Origin of the sequence: Thermosipho sp. 1074 (assembly GCF_001999655.1) — a bacterium.
Taxonomy (GTDB): Bacteria; Thermotogota; Thermotogae; order Thermotogales; family Fervidobacteriaceae; genus Thermosipho; species Thermosipho affectus.
On record NZ_LBEX01000003.1, the window covers coordinates 113953 to 130687 of the forward strand.

At 31.3% G+C, this 16735-nt stretch carries 16 protein-coding genes and 2 riboswitches; of the genes, 15 read left to right on the top strand and 1 reads right to left on the bottom strand.

Annotated elements, in window-relative coordinates; all coding sequences use genetic code 11:
* The first annotated feature begins 160 nt into the window (after nucleotides 1–160).
* Entirely contained in the window at nucleotides 161–793 is a 633-nt protein-coding gene (locus XO08_RS00895) for a queuosine precursor transporter (protein WP_077287063.1), read from the top strand.
* 38 nt (nucleotides 794–831) lie between these two features.
* On the opposite strand, the gene XO08_RS00900 is transcribed toward XO08_RS00895, so the two are convergent.
* Complete coding sequence (locus XO08_RS00900) at nucleotides 832–2088, bottom strand: alkaline phosphatase (RefSeq protein WP_077287065.1); 1257 nt, start codon at nucleotides 2086–2088, stop codon at nucleotides 832–834.
* A 177-nt stretch (nucleotides 2089–2265) separates the two neighbouring features.
* On the opposite strand from XO08_RS00900, the gene XO08_RS00905 reads away from it, so the two are divergent.
* The 14 genes from XO08_RS00905 (at nucleotide 2266) to XO08_RS00975 (ending at nucleotide 16717) form a co-directional block, all read left to right on the top strand.
* Nucleotides 2266–2529: an SHOCT domain-containing protein gene (locus XO08_RS00905; protein WP_077287068.1), complete on the top strand. Its 264-nt coding sequence runs from the start codon at nucleotides 2266–2268 to the stop codon at nucleotides 2527–2529.
* A 529-nt stretch (nucleotides 2530–3058) separates the two neighbouring features.
* A riboswitch (cobalamin riboswitch) is annotated at nucleotides 3059–3236 on the top strand.
* Nucleotides 3237–3290: 54 nt separating this feature from the next.
* Entirely contained in the window at nucleotides 3291–4307 is a 1017-nt protein-coding gene (locus XO08_RS00910) for a succinate--CoA ligase subunit beta (RefSeq protein WP_075665206.1), read from the top strand.
* Complete coding sequence (locus tag XO08_RS00915; protein ID WP_075665207.1) at nucleotides 4304–5143, top strand: CoA-binding protein; 840 nt, start codon at nucleotides 4304–4306, stop codon at nucleotides 5141–5143. The genes XO08_RS00910 and XO08_RS00915 overlap by 4 nt, the downstream gene beginning before the upstream one ends.
* Nucleotides 5144–5147: 4 nt before the next feature.
* On the top strand, nucleotides 5148–6269 hold the full coding sequence (locus tag XO08_RS00920) for a hypothetical protein (protein ID WP_075665208.1): 1122 nt from the start codon (nucleotides 5148–5150) through the stop codon (nucleotides 6267–6269).
* A 39-nt stretch (nucleotides 6270–6308) separates the two neighbouring features.
* A riboswitch (Lysine riboswitch) is annotated at nucleotides 6309–6486 on the top strand.
* Nucleotides 6487–6552: 66 nt separating this feature from the next.
* Entirely contained in the window at nucleotides 6553–7512 is a 960-nt protein-coding gene (locus tag XO08_RS00930) for an aspartate-semialdehyde dehydrogenase (protein WP_075665209.1), read from the top strand.
* Nucleotides 7509–8201: a diaminopimelate epimerase gene (dapF, locus tag XO08_RS00935; protein WP_075665210.1), complete on the top strand. Its 693-nt coding sequence runs from the start codon at nucleotides 7509–7511 to the stop codon at nucleotides 8199–8201. Before XO08_RS00930 ends, dapF begins: the two co-directional genes overlap by 4 nt.
* A complete protein-coding gene (gene dapA / locus XO08_RS00940) occupies nucleotides 8194–9060 on the top strand; it encodes a 4-hydroxy-tetrahydrodipicolinate synthase (RefSeq protein ID WP_075665211.1) in 867 nt (288 codons plus the stop codon). The genes dapF and dapA overlap by 8 nt, the downstream gene beginning before the upstream one ends.
* Nucleotides 9057–9710, top strand: a complete 654-nt coding sequence (locus XO08_RS00945) for a 4-hydroxy-tetrahydrodipicolinate reductase (protein ID WP_075665212.1) — start codon at nucleotides 9057–9059, stop codon at nucleotides 9708–9710. Before dapA ends, XO08_RS00945 begins: the two co-directional genes overlap by 4 nt.
* Entirely contained in the window at nucleotides 9707–10402 is a 696-nt protein-coding gene (gene dapD, locus XO08_RS00950; RefSeq protein ID WP_077287071.1) for a 2,3,4,5-tetrahydropyridine-2,6-dicarboxylate N-acetyltransferase, read from the top strand. Before XO08_RS00945 ends, dapD begins: the two co-directional genes overlap by 4 nt.
* Nucleotides 10403–10406: 4 nt before the next feature.
* Nucleotides 10407–11606, top strand: coding sequence for an aspartate kinase (locus XO08_RS00955; protein WP_075665214.1), 1200 nt, complete (start codon nucleotides 10407–10409; stop codon nucleotides 11604–11606).
* A gap of 4 nt (nucleotides 11607–11610) precedes the next feature.
* Complete coding sequence (locus XO08_RS00960) at nucleotides 11611–12735, top strand: aspartate aminotransferase family protein (RefSeq protein WP_075665215.1); 1125 nt, start codon at nucleotides 11611–11613, stop codon at nucleotides 12733–12735.
* Between the two features lie 97 nt (nucleotides 12736–12832).
* Entirely contained in the window at nucleotides 12833–13951 is a 1119-nt protein-coding gene (locus XO08_RS00965) for a DegT/DnrJ/EryC1/StrS aminotransferase family protein (protein ID WP_077287074.1), read from the top strand.
* A 13-nt stretch (nucleotides 13952–13964) separates the two neighbouring features.
* Nucleotides 13965–15422 carry an apolipoprotein N-acyltransferase gene (gene lnt / locus XO08_RS00970; RefSeq protein WP_077287077.1) on the top strand — a complete coding sequence of 486 codons (1458 nt, stop codon included), beginning with the start codon at nucleotides 13965–13967 and terminating at the stop codon, nucleotides 15420–15422.
* The gene (locus tag XO08_RS00975; protein ID WP_077287080.1) at nucleotides 15419–16717 is read left to right on the top strand and encodes a nicotinate phosphoribosyltransferase; all 1299 of its coding nucleotides are present in this window, start codon (nucleotides 15419–15421) and stop codon (nucleotides 16715–16717) included. The genes lnt and XO08_RS00975 overlap by 4 nt, the downstream gene beginning before the upstream one ends.
* The last annotated feature ends 18 nt before the right edge of the window (nucleotides 16718–16735 follow it).

The following is a 16735-nucleotide window of genomic DNA, read 5'->3' on the forward strand; positions in this document are numbered from 1 at the left end:
CCTCCTTCTACCGCTTTATATTATATTATACCAGATATCTAAAACTACCAATTAAGATACTCTTACAATTTTAACAGATTTTACAATATTTTTACTTGAAAAAAAGGTAATTACATTATAGAATTAAATGCTAAAAATTTGAGATAAAAGGAGGAAAAAGATGGAAAAATACTATGAAAAGCTCATTACACTTTCTGGGATTTTTACCGCCGTTATTATAATCTCAAACATTATTGCAGGCAAATTGGTTAATATAGGTCCTTTTGTTATCACTTTATCTGTATTAATATATCCTCTAAGTTTTGGGATATCAAACATAGTATTTGAGATATATGGAGAAAAAATCGCAAAAAAGGTCATCAAGATTGGATTTATATCGTCTTTAATATTGGTTATTTATTCTTATATTGTAATTCTTTATCCACCTGCAAGTATTTTTAACAAAAACACCGCTTATGTAGCTGTATTTAATTCTACTCCGAGAATAATTCTTGCTAGTTTTTTTGCTTATCTTTCCGCACAATATACAAACGTTTGGGCATTTAACTTGCCCAAAAGGTTATTTAAAATAAATAACGTAATATTTAGAAATACATTTTCAATGGTTATAACTCAACTAGTTGACTCTATAGTATTTGTTTTAGTTTCTTTCTTATGGACTTATGATCTAAATGTATTAATGAACATGGTAATATCCCAATATATCGTAAAGTTAATACTCTCGAGTCTAAATAGCCCAATAATAAACATAAGTATTCAAAGATTAAAAAAAGACCTGGCATTTGAAGAATAACCCGCAAAAGTTGCGGGTTATTCTTTTATTTTCTTCATTTAAAACTCACGTGAAAGAGAATATCCAAGTAATCTTGATATTATCCTTGGTATATCCGTGTTGTCCATAAATCCATTGAAATTTTCCGCACCTGGACCAAACGCAAATATTGGAACTGGAGCTGCCGTATGTTTATAAGCAGTCCAACCAACAAGTGCTTTTTCGCTTAATATTCTTCCAAGCAAACTTGCTGCTTTATATGGATTACTTGAATTTTTTGTTTGTTTTAATAATTGAATTTCCTTATCTGAAAGTTCAACGTTGAAATAACGCTTTATGGTTTTCCTAAATTCTTCTTCATTGTTAACATCGTAGTTTTTCATTATCCAGTCTGCTGTCTTTTTATACCCTTTTATTACATCTATATATAATGAATATTCTCCTGTTGAAAGACCTAACCCTCCTGTTTCATGATCACTTGTAATAACAATTAACGTATTTGGATGTGTTTCAAGAAATTTTAATGCCACTTCCACTGCTTTATCAAATTCCATTACTTCTTTCCACACACCATATACATCATTTCCGTGGGCTTCCCAATCAATTTGTGAACCCTCTACCATTAAGAAAAATGGCTTTTCATCTTTGGAAAGTAGGCAAAGTGCCTTTTCGACCATTTCATAAAGCATAGGTTGTTCATCTGTACGCTCACTTGCTGCATTTAAATGACTATCAGAAAAAAGTGCTAATAATTTATCTCCTGTATAATTCGCAAGTTCAGATTTACTTTTAATATAGTCAAACCCCTTTTCACTTACTATCTTCTCATCAAAATATTTCCAACCTCCCCCCATCACCACATCTAACTTACTATTTAACAGCTGATTTGCAAGTGTCTTTTCATCTTTTCTAGTTTTTACATGTCCATAAAAAGCACCAGGAGTCGCATGTGTAACTCTACAAGTTACAACTATTCCCGTTTTCATACCATATTTTGAAGCTATCTCAAAAATAGTTGGGACTATTGTTCCATCTGGGAGCATACCAATCATACCATTATTTGTTTTAAAACCAGTGGCTAGGGCAGTACCTGCAGCTGCAGAATCTGTAACAAGTGAGTTTGCAGAGTATGTTGTAACATAACCAACAAAAGGTGATTTCATAATATTTAATGTTTTTCCTTCAAGAAGACTTGCCAAAACCAGATGATTAATTCCCATTCCATCACCTATGAAGTATATAACATTCTTTACTCCAAAATTGCCAAAAACCACAACCATAAAAAACAAAATTAAAATACTGAAGAACTTTTTCATGATCCTCACCTCCCGATTTTTCATATCAGTAAAGAGTTTTACAAAAAAATATTTACCATTTTTTTAATTTTATAAAGAAAGTTAAACTCACAAATCTTAAAAAAACTTGAAATTCTAAGTTTTTTTTAAGTTTTAATCTGTATAAATAAAGTAGAAACAAATAGGAGGTGATTTTTGATGTACTGGTATCATAGACCCTTTATTTGGCACAGTGGATGGTTTAGTTGGATAGCCCCAGTTATAGGCCTAATTGTTTTAATCTTTTTTTCATTCTTAATTTACAAATTAATCAAAAACTCTGAAAAACATCCAGATTTTCGCTATGAAAAAAATTTTGAAACATACGATAACAGTCTAAAAATTTTGAACGAAAGACTTGCCAAAGGTGAAATTGGCGAAGAGGAATACAAAAAATTAAAAAACCTTATCCTAAAACACTAACTTTAAAAATCAATAATGAAAATAAAGTGAGGCGTTAGTAAAGCGCCTCATTCTAAATACTTATTATCTCTTGTAATTTTCTTACTCTATGTTTCGAATTTTGTTTATCTTAACTCATAATTTTTTCTTTAAATATAACAAGTCTTGAATCAATATATATAATTTTCGTAACCTCTTTTCTAAAACTTCATAATTTTTCTTTTATCTTTTTCATTCATTATTTAAAAAAACAATAAAGTCTTTTCTAAATATTAAAAATTACTTTCTTGGAAAAATAAAGTAAGCAGAAAGTTCTTTTTATCCAAATGTTTGAAATATAAAAAAATCTAAATTTCAATAAATCAAAAGTCTTTTCCTCTTCTCTATCTTCATTTTTATATAAGTCTTTGTATAGCTATTTTTAAACATATTACCAAATAATGATATTTTTTGTATTTTTTTCCAATTTAAATTCAAAATAATATACGTCTAATCTGATTTTTTTATTTTCAATTTTTAAAACTTGATGATATAATAACATTGAAAATTAAATACAACGTGGAATAAAGGTGCCTATGGCTTAATAGGGAAACTGGTGAAAAACCAGTGCGGCCCCGCCACCGTAACTGGGGACGAAAGCCACAACCAGCCACTGGGGAAACCTGGGAAGGCGTGGTAAGTAGGAAGATCCAGGAGCCGGGAGACCTGCCTTTATTCCAACGTATTTCTCAATCTCGCGGGTAGATTGAGAAAAATTTTTTTGCGAAACGGGAGGTGTGAAAGTGAAAATTCATGAATTTGTAGGAAAAAGGATATTAAAAGAGGGGGGGATCTCTGTTCCTGAAAGTTATCTTATTTCCAATGATAGGGAAATTGAAGTGAAATTTTTACCTGCTGTCCTGAAAAGTCAGGTGCTTGTTGGAGGCAGAATGAAAGCTGGAGGAATTTTATTTGCACAAAACAAAGATGAATTTTTAAAATTCTCAAAAAAACTACTGCACAAAAAAATAATGGGTGAAACACCTTATGGAGTTCTAGTTGAAAAAATGGTAAATATCGAAAAAGAATACTACTTATCTTTATACATCGATAGATATGAAAAAGAAATAAAAATATTATTCTCACACTTTGGCGGAATTGATATAGAAGATAATAAAGATAAAATTGAACGACATAGTTTATCAGATATCCAAAAACTTCCAAAAAAAATCCAACCAATAGTCCAAAAATTACACAAAATAATGAAAGAAAAAGATTTAACTCTTTTGGAAATAAATCCATTAGTAAAAACAAAAGAAGGAAATATAATGGCACTTGATGCCGTATTACACTTAGATGATAATGCGATTTTTAGGCAACAATGGGCAAAAAAATTTGTACATGAAGAATATCCTTTTCATTTTGTAAAACTCGATGGTGATATTGGAGTAATTGGCTGTGGAGCAGGTATAGTAATGGCAACAATGGATGCAATAAGTTTGTATGGAGGTAAACCTGCAAATTTTCTTGATCTTGGTGGAGGTGCAGATACAAAAACTACAATTAAAGCGCTTGAACTTTTAAAATCTCTTTCGTTAAAAAATATTGTCCTAAATATATTTGGTGGAATAACAAAATGCGATGAAATAGCAAAAGCGATTGTAAGTTTCAAAGAAAAAAATGATGATATAAAACTTTTTGTTAGAATTACTGGAACTAACGAAAATGAAGCAAAAAAAATTTTAAAAGAACACAATATTCACTTTTTTGACGATATGTATGAAATGATCAAAAGTGCTGTAAAGGGGGACTTCGTATGATAAATGGTACAGAAAGAGTATGTGTACAAGGTATAACTGGAAAGTATGGTAGTTTCCACACAAAAAAAATGTTAAAATACGGCACAAACATAGTATGTGGTGTCTCAAAAAATACAAAGATAAAAGAAATTGAACATGTTCCTGTTCTTCATAACATGTACGATGCTGTTGAAAAATTCAGTTGTGATACGAGTATTGTATTTGTACCGGCAAAATTTGCCAAAGACGCAATATTTGAAGCAATAGATGCGGGAATTAAAAAGATCATAACCATTACAGAACACATTCCACAAATGGATATGCTAGAAATATACAAATACGCAAAATCAAAGAATGTTACCTTTGTAGGTCCAAATTGTCCTGGAATTATTTTACCAGGTGTTTCTAAGATTGGAATAATGCCTGAAAACGCATTTAAACCAGGGGATGTTGCAATAATTTCCAAAAGTGGTACTCTAATGTATGAGATAGCAAACTTTATCTCAAAAAAATCAACAGGAATTAAAATTGGCATAGGATTAGGTGGAGATCCCATAATCGGCACAAGTGTTTACGAAGCACTTTTGTATGTTTCAAAACTTAATCCAAGAAAAATAATAATAATAAGCGAAATTGGTGGTAATGAAGAAATTTTAGACGTGGAAAGATTTCTAAATAAAGGGTACAATTCTAATATACAATTTTTCTTTGCTGGAAGAACAGCTCCAAAGGGAAAAAGAATGGGGCATGCTGGTGCAATTGTCGAAGGTTTAGAAGGTACAATAGAATTTAAAGAAAAAAAATTAGAAAATTTAAACATTCCAGTAGCAAAATACATAGAAAACTTATTGGGGTGATCAAATGCTAAATCCTTATCTTTTATTGTTTTTAAGCATTTTTTTCGGGATGTTGTTGGGAAACTTAAAGATCAAAAATTTCAAATTAGGAACTTCTGGAACACTTTTTAGTGGTTTATTTTTTGGCTGGTTATTTCCACATTTTGTTTCTTCAGAAAAATCTTTTCAAAATACTTTTAACATTTTTTTTCAATTTTCTCTTATACTTTTTGTGACATCTATTGGCTTAATAGCATCAAAAGAAATAAAAGAAATATTGAAAAAATACGGCATGAAGTTTCTCATACTCTCACTTACAATAACTTTTTCAGGTTTCTTACTCACTGTTACATTTATTTTAATTCTAAAACTTAATCCATATAACCTAATAGGTGTATTTTCAGGAAGTCTCACAAGCTCACCTGGTCTTGCCACAGCTCTTGAAAGTGTGAATCACACAAGCGAAGTGGTATTTGGATATACAGTTGGTTATATACCAGGCGTACTTGCCGTTATTTTCTCCATATACTTAATACCATCAATCTTCAAAATAAAAATATCACAACAAAAAAAATTACCGGAAAACAAAAAAGAAGCAAAAGAAAAAACGTTCAACTTGTTATCATATTCTTTAGTTATTGCAATAGGAATTATTATAGGTAATATCCCATTAAATCTTGGCTTTTCAACTATAAAGTTGGGAATTACAGGTGGCCTATTAATATCTTCACTTACACTTGGTTCTATAGGAAATATTGGAAAAATAAATTTTTCTTTCAACACCGATCTTCTGAAAAATATTCAGAATCTTGGGCTTGTAATGTTTCTATCATCAATAGGCCTTAAATCAGGATACAAAGTAATTGAAAATTTTAATGGATATAGTTTGATCTTAATGGTTATATCATTAATAATAGCATTATTTTCTATATTCATCGGCTTTTTCCTGGGAAAATACGTATTCAAATTGGATTGGGAAATTTTAGCCGGTGCTATAACTGGTGGTATGACAAGTACTCCAGGACTTGGAGCAGCTCTAGAATCTACAAAAAGTAACCTAGCAGTTGCAGGATACGGTGCAACATATCCTTTCGCCTTATTGGGCATGGTTGTATTTAACAAAATATTAACATTATTAACATTTTAGTGATTTTTATATTTGTTTTTTTTTGGTATAATTTAGCTAAATACGATCGGAGGTGCGTCCAAGAAGAGTAGGATTTTCCATCAATGGGAGAATATTGGGAGAATCTGAAAGGCGAGGACGCCGAAGGGTGTAGAGTTTCTCCCACTCTACATGCCTGGGGGTACAGGGAATACCTGTGCCACTGTCACGGAAATATCCGTGGAGAGCCGATCGTTGGGAAATAAATATATTTTTCTCAACGACGCCTCTTCACGAGGCGAATTTTTTTATGGAGGTGTTTGATGTGGTAATAGGTATTGTGGGTGCAACCGGCGAAGTAGGCAGAACCATGATAAAAGTATTGGAAGACTTCAAAATACCCGTAAAAAAACTAAAATTATTTGCTTCTAATAAATCCAAGGGGAAGTTTCTTGAATTTAACGGCAAAAAAATAAAAGTAGAAGAATTAACAGAAAAATCAATGAAAGAAAAATATGACTTTCTTCTCTTTTCAGCAGGAAAAAATATCTCCACACATTTTGCACAAATTGCAGCCAATCATGGAAATATAGTAATTGATAATTCTTCAGCATTCAGAATGGTTCCAAACATTCCGCTTGTCGTCCCAGAAATAAATGGACATCTGGTAAAAAACTACAAAGGTATTATTGCAAATCCAAACTGTTCAACTATACAAATGGTTCTTTCAATACACAAAATTCATGAATTTTTAAAAATAAAGGAAATATATGTTTCAACTTATCAGGCTGTATCAGGTGCCGGACATAAAGCATTAAAAGAATATTTAAACCAAATTAGCGGTAATAACGAAAAAAATGTATTTCCAAAACAAATTGCTCACAATGTCATCCCCGTTATCGGAAACATATTAAATGACAATTTTTCTGAAGAAGAATACAAAATGATAAATGAAACCAAAAAAATATTAAACGACAACTCTATAAAAATATATCCTACAACCGTTCGGGTTCCTGTAAAATACGGACATTCTGAATCTATAATCATCAGAACCGAAAAAAAGTTTAAAATATCACAAATAAAGGAACTTCTTTCAAAATCGGAAAATGTAATATATACCGAAGATCCAACAACTCCTTTAGATGTAGAAGGAAAAGATATAGTATACGTTTCACGACTTAGACAATTTGATGACTATACATTTTCAATATGGAACGTTGCAGACAACATAAGAGTGGGCGCAGCCACAAATGCGATTCGAATATTAGAGGTGATGAGAAAATGAAAAAATACACTGCAAATGGTAATTCTTTTGTACTATTTGATATTTCAAAAACCAGTATTTCAGATAATGAAAAGAAAAAATGGGTTTTGGAAAACTGTAAAGATAGAGATGGTGCTTTATTCGTAGAGAAAAGAGATGGAATATATTATATGGATTATTTTAACAAAGATGGAAGTAGAGCACCATTTTGTGGGAACGGAGCAAGGGTTTTCTTTTATTATCTACAAAACGAAAAAAAAGAAAATGTATCAAAATTTCTAACCGATGCCGGATTAGTTTTTGGAAAAATATACAACGGAAAAATACTAATTAAAATGCCAAAGCCTTCTATTGCACAAAAAATAAAAATTGAAAACTTTAGCGGATATCTTCTAAAAGTAGGAGTACCACATTTTGTTACGTTTGTAGATAATGTAGACAAAATAATGATCAACAATATTGGAAAAAAACTAAGAAAAAAATTAAACGCAAACATTAATTTTGTACAAAAACTTTCAAAAAACACAATAAAAGTTAGGACATTTGAAAGAGGGGTTGAAGGAGAAACATTATCGTGTGGAAGTGGCTCAACGGCATCAGCGATTATATTAAATGAAAATAAAGTTAAAGTAATAACAAAAGGAGGCATATTATACGTACATATTTTAAATGATGGTTTTTACCTTGAGGGAGGTGTGGAAAATGTTTAGTGGAATCGGAACTGCTATTATTACACCATTTGAAAATGGTGAAATAGACTTTAAAGCACTTGAAAAACTTCTTAAAACTCAAAGCAACATTGATGCCATTGTGTTACTGGGAACAACGGGTGAAGCTCCAAACATATCAATAGAAGAGAGAAATAAGTTAATCTCCTTTGTTAAAAACTTTTATCCAAATAAACCATTAGTGGTTGGAGCTGGGACAAACAGTTTAACTCAAACCTTGGAATTGACTAAAAATGCCGAAAAAAATGGTGCAGATGCATTACTTATTGTCACACCTTACTACAACAAACCCACTCAAGAAGGATTATATCACTATTACAAATATATCTCAGAACATACAGATTTAGAAATAATAATATACAACGTGCCCAGTAGAACAGGTGTAAATATTTTACCTGAAACAATATACAATCTTGCAAATGATTGTAAGAATATTGTCGCACTGAAAGAAGCAAATTCATCTTTTGATCAAATTAACAAAGTGATGCTTCTTAAAAACGAAAACTTTAAGGTGTTTTCCGGTAATGATGACACATCATTCCAATTTCTAGTAAGTGGTGGTGATGGTGTCATATCTGTTGCATCAAATATTATTCCAAATCAAATGGTGGAAATGTTTAAATTAATTAAAACAGGAGAAATAAAAAAAGCAAGAGAATTGTTCTACAGATACTATCCCCTTTTTAAAGCCCTATTTGTAGAAACAAACCCTATACCGGTAAAACTTACCTTAAGTCTAATGGGATTAATTAAGAATGAACTAAGACTTCCACTTTATCCTGCAAAGGAAGAAAGCAGAAAAATTTTAGAAAAAACATTAAGGGAGTGTAATTTAATATGAAATATGGCGTTATAGGTTACAAAGGAAAAATAGGAAGACTAATAACCAAATTATTCAACGAGAAAGGACATACCCCTGTGTTATACGTGGACAAAAATAGTATAAAACAAACAGACATTCCTGAGATAATAATTGATTTCTCTTCAAAAGATGCGTTGCCACATACTATAGAACTCTGTATTAAAAATAGCGCTAACCTCGTCATTGGAACAACTGGTCTTTCAAATGAAGATATATCATCCTTAAAAGATCTTTCAAAAAAAGTTGCAATCTTACAATCATATAACTTTTCATTTGGAATAAATATAATTGTAGAAATTCTTGAAAAATTCAAAACACTTTTTAGTGATTGGGATTGTGAAATCTTTGAAATACACCATTCTGAGAAAAAAGACAAACCTTCTGGTACAGCCTTTATGCTTGAAAAAGCTATCAACAGAAAAATAAATATAACTTCCGCAAGAATAGGAGGAATACCTGGAGATCATACGATTTTATTTGCAAATCAAGGAGAATTAATTTCAATATCACATAGGGCAATTTCCAGAGAAGTATTTGCCCTTGGTGCACTCAAAGCTTCTGAATGGTTATTAAGTAAAAAGAAAGGTTATTATACCTTTAAAGACGTAATAAAGGAGGGATTAAAGTGAATACACAGGAAATAATAGATCTTATCTCTAATTCAAAGAAAAGGACCATTACAAAAGCATATATATCTGGTAACTTAAAAGACATAAATTTTAAAAGTGTTGAATTTGTAGGCACCGAATCATTTGGGATAATATTTGGAGACTACGATGAAATAGAAAAAATTGTAAAAAATCCTGCAATAAAAAAATTCAAAACAGAAATCTTCTCAAGAAACTCAGCCATTCCTCTTGCAAATTTAACGAAATACAATGCAAGAATTGAACCAGGAGCAATAATAAGAGACATGGTAGAAATAGGTGATGGTGCAGTAATTATGATGGGAGCTGTAGTCAATATAGGTGCCCAAATCGGAGAGAAAACAATGATAGATATGAATGCTGTTATAGGAGGTAGGGCAATAATTGGGAAAAATTGTCACATAGGTGCCGGCGCTGTAATTGCCGGTGTAATAGAACCGCCAAGTGCAAAACCTGTAGTTATAAAAGATAACGTTATGATAGGCGCAAATGCAGTAGTTTTAGAAGGTGTAGAAATAGGTGAAAATAGCGTTGTTGCAGCTGGTGCTGTGGTAATAGATGATGTTCCTCCAAACTCAGTTGTCGCTGGAATTCCAGGGAAAATAATTAAAAAAGTTGATGAAAAAACAAAGGCAAAAACACAAATTGTTGAAGGTTTAAGAAATATGAGGTGATTAGATGGTTGTTGTTCAAAAGTATGGAGGATCATCTGTTGCAGATAAAGATAAAATACTAAACGTTGCAAAAAAAATTAAAGCACGAATTGAAAAAGGTGATAAAGTTATAGTAATAGTTTCTGCAATGGGGAAGACCACTGATAATTTAATCAACCTAGCAAAATCTATAAGCAATAAACCGCATCCTAGAGAGATGGACATGCTTTTAACTACAGGGGAACAAGTTTCAATTGCTCTACTTTCAATTGCTTTGAATGAACTTGGAGTAAAAGCAAAATCTTTCAACGCTTTTCAACTTAACATCTTAACAACACATGAGCACACTAAAGCAAGAATTAAAGATATAAACTCTAGCAAAATACTAAAAGAACTTAAAAAAAATGCCGCTATTATAATAGCAGGTTTTCAAGGTATCACAGAAAGTGGTGATTTGACAACTCTCGGCAGAGGGGGTTCAGACACAACCGCAGTTGCAGTTGCGGGGAAATTAAATGTCCCTTGTGAAATATACAGCGACGTTGATGGAATTTATACATGTGATCCAAGAATCATACCAAATGCAAAAAAAATTTCTTACATAACCTACGACGATATTCTAGAATTATCTTCTCTAGGGGCAAAAGTTCTCCATTCAAGGGCAGTAGAACTTGCAAAAAAATACAATGTTAAATTATACTGTGCCTCTTCATTTTCAAACAAGGAGGGAACATGGGTGGTTAACAAAATTCCAGAATGGCTTGAACAACCCGTAGTAACAGGTGCAACAATTGAGAAAAATCAAATAAAAATTACACTAAGTAATTTGCCAAAAAATGAGACTCTCATAGAAAGAGTTTTTAAAGTCTTAAGTGAAAAAAATATTAACATAGATATGATATCCATGTATTCAGATGAAAAATATTACCATCTCTCATTCTCCATATTAGATGATTTAAAAAAAATTATAATAGATGCCATAAAAGAAATTGATAGTTCTCTAAATATAACCTATCAAGGACCCTTTGACAAAGTTTCAGTAGTAGGCGTAGGCATGAAATCCAGTCCAGGTGTTGCAGCAAGATTTTTCAAAACAATTTCAAAGATAAATGCAAAACCTGAATTGGTAACTACTTCGGAAATTAAAATATCCGTTCTAGTTCTAAAGGAATTTTCGCAAATTCTGTTAAATGCATTAGCAGATGAATTTTCACTAAAGGAGTGAAATTATGTTTATTTCAAATACATACAATAGATTTCCTATAAAAATTAAAAAGGCAGATGGGATATGGATTTTTGATGATAAAGGAAACAAATATCTTGATACTTTTTCCGGTATAGGTGTAACATCTTTTGGACACTGTAATGAAGAAATTTCTAATGCAATAATAGAAAAATTACAAAAATATAGTCATATATCAAATTTTTTCCTAGATGAAGATGCAATAGAAGTTTCAGAAAGATTGGTAAAAGAAACCGGTAAAAACGGAAAAGTATATTTTTCAAACTCAGGAACAGAAGCAAATGAAGCAGCACTAAAAGCTATTAAAAAAACAAAAAAGGGAGCTATAATCTCATTTTTTGGAAATTTTCACGGTAGAACAATAGGCTCTCTATCAATAACCGGTTTTCCAAATATAAGAAATAAATTTTTACCATTACTTAACAACGTTATCTTTCTACCATTCAACGATATAAAATCATTTAAAGATGTTTTTAAAAAACAAGAAGTATCTGCTGTTTTTGTGGAAAGTATTAGGGGAAGTGGGGGACTTGATACATTAACAAAAGAATTTGCAAACACAATTATGGAATACAAAGAAAAATTTGATTTTATCTTGGTCACAGATGAAGTACAGAGTGGCCTTGGCAAAACTGGTGAATTTTTTTCGTACAAACACTTTAACTTAGAACCAGATATAATTACAGTTGCCAAGTCTCTTGGAGGGGGACTCCCTTTAGGTGCAACCATTTTTACAGGTAATTTTTCAGACATCTTCTCACCAGGAGAGCATGGTTCAACCTTTGCACCAAATCCACTTGCACTTGCTGCCAGTAAGGTTGTTTTAAAAAAAATAAACCAAAATTTATTACTTAGCGTAAAAGAAAAAGGATTGTATTTAAAAAGACAACTTTTAAATATTAAAAATGTAAATAAAGTAAAAGGTTTGGGGTTAATGTTAGGGGTTAAAGTAGATGTAAAAGGAGATATATTAAAATTAGCATTAAAAGAAAATCTATTGTTAAATGTAGTGAAAAACGATACAATTAGATTACTCCCACCTTTAAACATTACATATAAAGAAATAGACTTAATGGTTTCAAAGCTAAAAAAGGTTTTAACATCAAGATGATTTTTTACAAACCGAATTCTTCCTTTGTATTTAAAACTTTTATCCAAAACAAAAAAACTATGTTATACTAATTACAAAGAAAACGTGGAGGGATAAAATGAAAATACCACTCTCAAATGCATACATTGAAAAAGACGATATAGAAGAAGTTTTAAACGTTTTAAAAAGCAAAAGACTTGCACTGGGGCCATATATGGAAAAGTTTGAAAACATCACTAAAAGCTACGTTAAAAGCAAATTTGCCATTGCAGTAAGTAGTGGAACAGCCGCCTTGCATTTAATTTTAAAATCTCTAAATTTTAAAGAAAAGGATACACTTTTAGTTCCTTCCTTCACTTTTATCTCTTCTGCAAATGTAGCGTTATACGAAAAAGGAAAGGTCCATTTTGTTGATATAGAAGGCGATACATTAAATATCTCGCCAAATGCTCTAGAAGAGGAAATTGTAAAATTAAAAAAAACAAATAATGGCAAATTGTTTTTCATGGGAGTCGACATTTTCGGACATCCACTTGACTGGGATAAAATCATCAAAATATGTGAAAAACACGATGTAACAATAATAGAGGATTCTTGTGAAGCCTTGGGAAGTGAGTACAAAGGAAAAAAATGTGGTACCTTTGGAATAGCAGGTACTTTTGCTTTTTACCCAAATAAGCAAATTACAACTGGCGAAGGTGGAATTATTGTAACAAATGATGAAAAAATAGCAAGACTCGCGAAAGCCATGAGAAACCAAGGAAGGACTTCCAAAAAATGGCTTTCACATGAGTTATTGGGGTACAATTACAGATTAGACGAAATGTCCTCCGCATTGGGATATTCACAAATGAAAAAAATAGATAAAATCATAGAAATGCGCAACAAAATTGCACAAAATTATAAAAAACTTCTTAATTTCGTTGAAACTCCAACAACAAAAGAATACACCACAAAGATGTCATGGTTCGTATATGTTGTAAAGCTTCCAAAAGAAATAGATTTAAACAAAGTTATTACATTTATGAAAGAAAATGGTATCGAAACGAAAAATTATTTTGCACCTGTACATCTTCAACCACTCTACAAAGATTTAGGGTGGAAAGAAGGAATGCTCCCAGTAACGGAAAATATATCAAAAAGAACGCTCGCTATTCCCTTTCACAGTAAATTAACCCTTGAAAAACAAGAAAAAGTTGCATTTTATCTAAAAAAAGCTATAGAATTATTCACCTAAAGGAGGATAAAATGTGATTTACATACTCATATCTTCTATCCTAACATCTCTTGCAATGCCTGGATTTTTGTGGGGAGGATTGATTTGGTTTTCACTTATACTCTTTTTCAAAGGACTTGAAAACAGAAAGATGGCTTTCTTGTATTCTTTCCTTTTCCATTTCATACTTTACTTCATATCTTTATATTGGGTAATCCCCGTACTTACCAAAAATCTTCCAGAATTTTTTGGTAGGTTTTCTTCATTTACGGGTTTTTTAGTATTTATCTTACTCTGTACAATTGAAGCTTTTCCATTTCTAATATTTGGAATCTTCTATGGATATTTTATCGACAGAATTAAAGGAATTGTTCCAAAAGCTATATTTGTTTCTTCAGTATACTCTATAATGGAATTTTTAAGGGGAATTGGTGATTTGGGATTTACAGGAATAAGGCTTTCCGATGCACTATTTAAAGATATTGGAATAATCCAAATCACCTCCGTTGTAGGAACAATAGGTCTTACCTTTCTAATTGTACTCGTTAATTTTTTTCTATATTACAAAAAATTTTCACCTTCTAAGATAATTATAACCTTATCCATTATATACTTTATAAACTGGTTGATTTTCACATCTCTTCCCGAAAATAAAGCTAATATCCCATTAGTTGCATTACAAACTAACGTGGAACAAAAGGTAAAATATCTAAAAAACGAAAGAGAAATTTTAAAAGAAATAACAAAATTTAAAACTCCAAATTATTTACATATCTTTCCAGAAGCAGTATTTCCAGAAAAAGACATTAGAAATACCTATATTGAAAGCAAATTAAAAAATATCAGTATGGAAAAACCTATAATCTTAGGATTTCCAACAATGGAAAACACTCCCAAAAATAGTGCTGTGGTCTATTACAAAGGAAAAATTGTTGGAAAATACGATAAAATTAAGCTTTTTCCATTCGTAGAGTTTTTACCATACGAAAAAATATTCAAAAAATTCCAATTTTTAAGAGGAATATCTTACTTTTCAAAGGGAGATAGATATACAACTTTTAAAATAGAAAATTATCCAGAATTTGGAATTCAAATCTGCTTTGAAAGTTATTTTCCAGAAATATCAAGAAAATTATCAAAAAATGGCGCACAATTTTTAATTGTTATCACAAACGACGGGTGGTATAAATTTACCACCGCACATATACAACATTTCTCAAAATCCGTATTTAGGGCTATAGAAAATAGAAGATACGTTATCCAGGTGTCAAACACTGGTATAACTGGAAGCATCGATAAATACGGAAGAATAACTAAGGTATTTCCTACCATGACTGAAAAAGTAGGAATCTTTAACGTAAAAAAAAGTAATACAACAACTATTTATCAAAAATTCGGTGATTGGTGTGTTATCATGTTTTTAATAAATTCAATAGTAATTCCAATCGCATACAAAAAAAGAAAAACTAGTATAAAAGGAGGAAAAATATGAAAAGGTTACATCCAAAGGTGTTTAAAATTCCAATAGATAAAATTCGTATGGGATACTATTCTGATAAGTATTTTACAAGGTATGTTGAAATTTTAAAAAAAGATAACCATCATCCAACTGTATATTACCAATTCTTTCCAAGGCAAAATGCGACTATTTGTGGAATTGACGAAGCACTTGCAATACTTAAATTCTGCACAGGCTATTATAAAGATGAAGAAAAAGCAAGAAAAATATTCTCAGAAATGCTCCAATTGGACAAACAAATGCAAAATCTAACAATTGAAGGAAATGTAAAAGAAATAATAAAGCTTACAGAAAAGAAATGGAATTTGAGGCTTAAATTAAATGAACTGTGGATAGATAAATGGGATGAAATAGAAGTGAAAGCTGTATATGACGGAGATGATGTAAAAGAAGGAATGCCTATCTTAACCATAGAAGGTGATCCTACCTACTTTGGTTATCTTGAAACTATATTATTAGGGGTAATTGCAAGGGCTTCAAGTACAACAACTGCCGTAAAAAAAGTTGTCAAAGCAGCAAATGGAAAACCCATACTCTTTTTTAGTGCAAGGTTTGATCATTATTGGGTTCAAGCAACAGATGGATATGCTGCGCTAAAAGCAGGTGCTTTTGGAGTCTCAACCGATGCAAACGCCGATTATTGGGGAATCGAATCCATGGGAACAATACCCCACGCCCTCATTGCTGCATATAACGGTAAAACAGACATTGCATCTATTGCATTTGACAAATACATGCCCGAACACGTAAACAGAATTTTTCTAGTTGATTGGGATAATGATGTTATTAATACTACCTTTGAAGTGGTGAAAAGATTCTATGAATACGTAACAGGCAAAGAATTTATTTTGGGCAAAACAGATCCTGCACCAATTATAGGAGAAGGAAAAAATAAAATTTGGGGTGTAAGATTTGACACCTCTGGAAATTTAAGAGACAAATCTGTTGTTCCAAAAGATGAAAATTCATTTGGGGTTTGTCCTGAACTTGTTTGGAGGGCAAGGAAAGAATTTGACAAAGTTGGCCTGAACAATTTAAAAATTGTAGTTTCAGGTGGATTTGACGAAAAGAAAATAGAGTTGTTTGAAAAATTAGACGTTCCAGCCGATGTCTACGGTGTAGGTTCAAAGCTTTTGAAGAAAAAAATAGATATAACGGCAGACATAGTAGAGGTAAACGGAAAACCATGCGCAAAAGTTGGTAGGTATAAAATGGATAATTCTCATTTACAAACAGTATCCAAAAAATTTTGGGAAAACGAACATTAATTCAAATAACATAAAATA

Excerpts from the sequence above, each read along its gene's own strand:
- XO08_RS00895 (WP_077287063.1), top strand. The coding sequence starts at position 161 with ATGGAAAAATACTATGAAAAGCTCATTACACTTTCTGGGATTTTTACC.
- XO08_RS00900 (WP_077287065.1), bottom strand. The coding sequence starts at position 2,088 with ATGAAAAAGTTCTTCAGTATTTTAATTTTGTTTTTTATGGTTGTGGTT.
- XO08_RS00905 (WP_077287068.1), top strand. The coding sequence starts at position 2,266 with ATGTACTGGTATCATAGACCCTTTATTTGGCACAGTGGATGGTTTAGT.
- XO08_RS00915 (WP_075665207.1), top strand. The coding sequence starts at position 4,304 with ATGATAAATGGTACAGAAAGAGTATGTGTACAAGGTATAACTGGAAAG.
- XO08_RS00920 (WP_075665208.1), top strand. The coding sequence starts at position 5,148 with ATGCTAAATCCTTATCTTTTATTGTTTTTAAGCATTTTTTTCGGGATG.
- dapF (WP_075665210.1), top strand. The coding sequence starts at position 7,509 with ATGAAAAAATACACTGCAAATGGTAATTCTTTTGTACTATTTGATATT.
- dapA (WP_075665211.1), top strand. The coding sequence starts at position 8,194 with ATGTTTAGTGGAATCGGAACTGCTATTATTACACCATTTGAAAATGGT.
- XO08_RS00945 (WP_075665212.1), top strand. The coding sequence starts at position 9,057 with ATGAAATATGGCGTTATAGGTTACAAAGGAAAAATAGGAAGACTAATA.
- XO08_RS00955 (WP_075665214.1), top strand. The coding sequence starts at position 10,407 with ATGGTTGTTGTTCAAAAGTATGGAGGATCATCTGTTGCAGATAAAGAT.
- XO08_RS00960 (WP_075665215.1), top strand. The coding sequence starts at position 11,611 with ATGTTTATTTCAAATACATACAATAGATTTCCTATAAAAATTAAAAAG.
- XO08_RS00965 (WP_077287074.1), top strand. The coding sequence starts at position 12,833 with ATGAAAATACCACTCTCAAATGCATACATTGAAAAAGACGATATAGAA.
- XO08_RS00975 (WP_077287080.1), top strand. The coding sequence starts at position 15,419 with ATGAAAAGGTTACATCCAAAGGTGTTTAAAATTCCAATAGATAAAATT.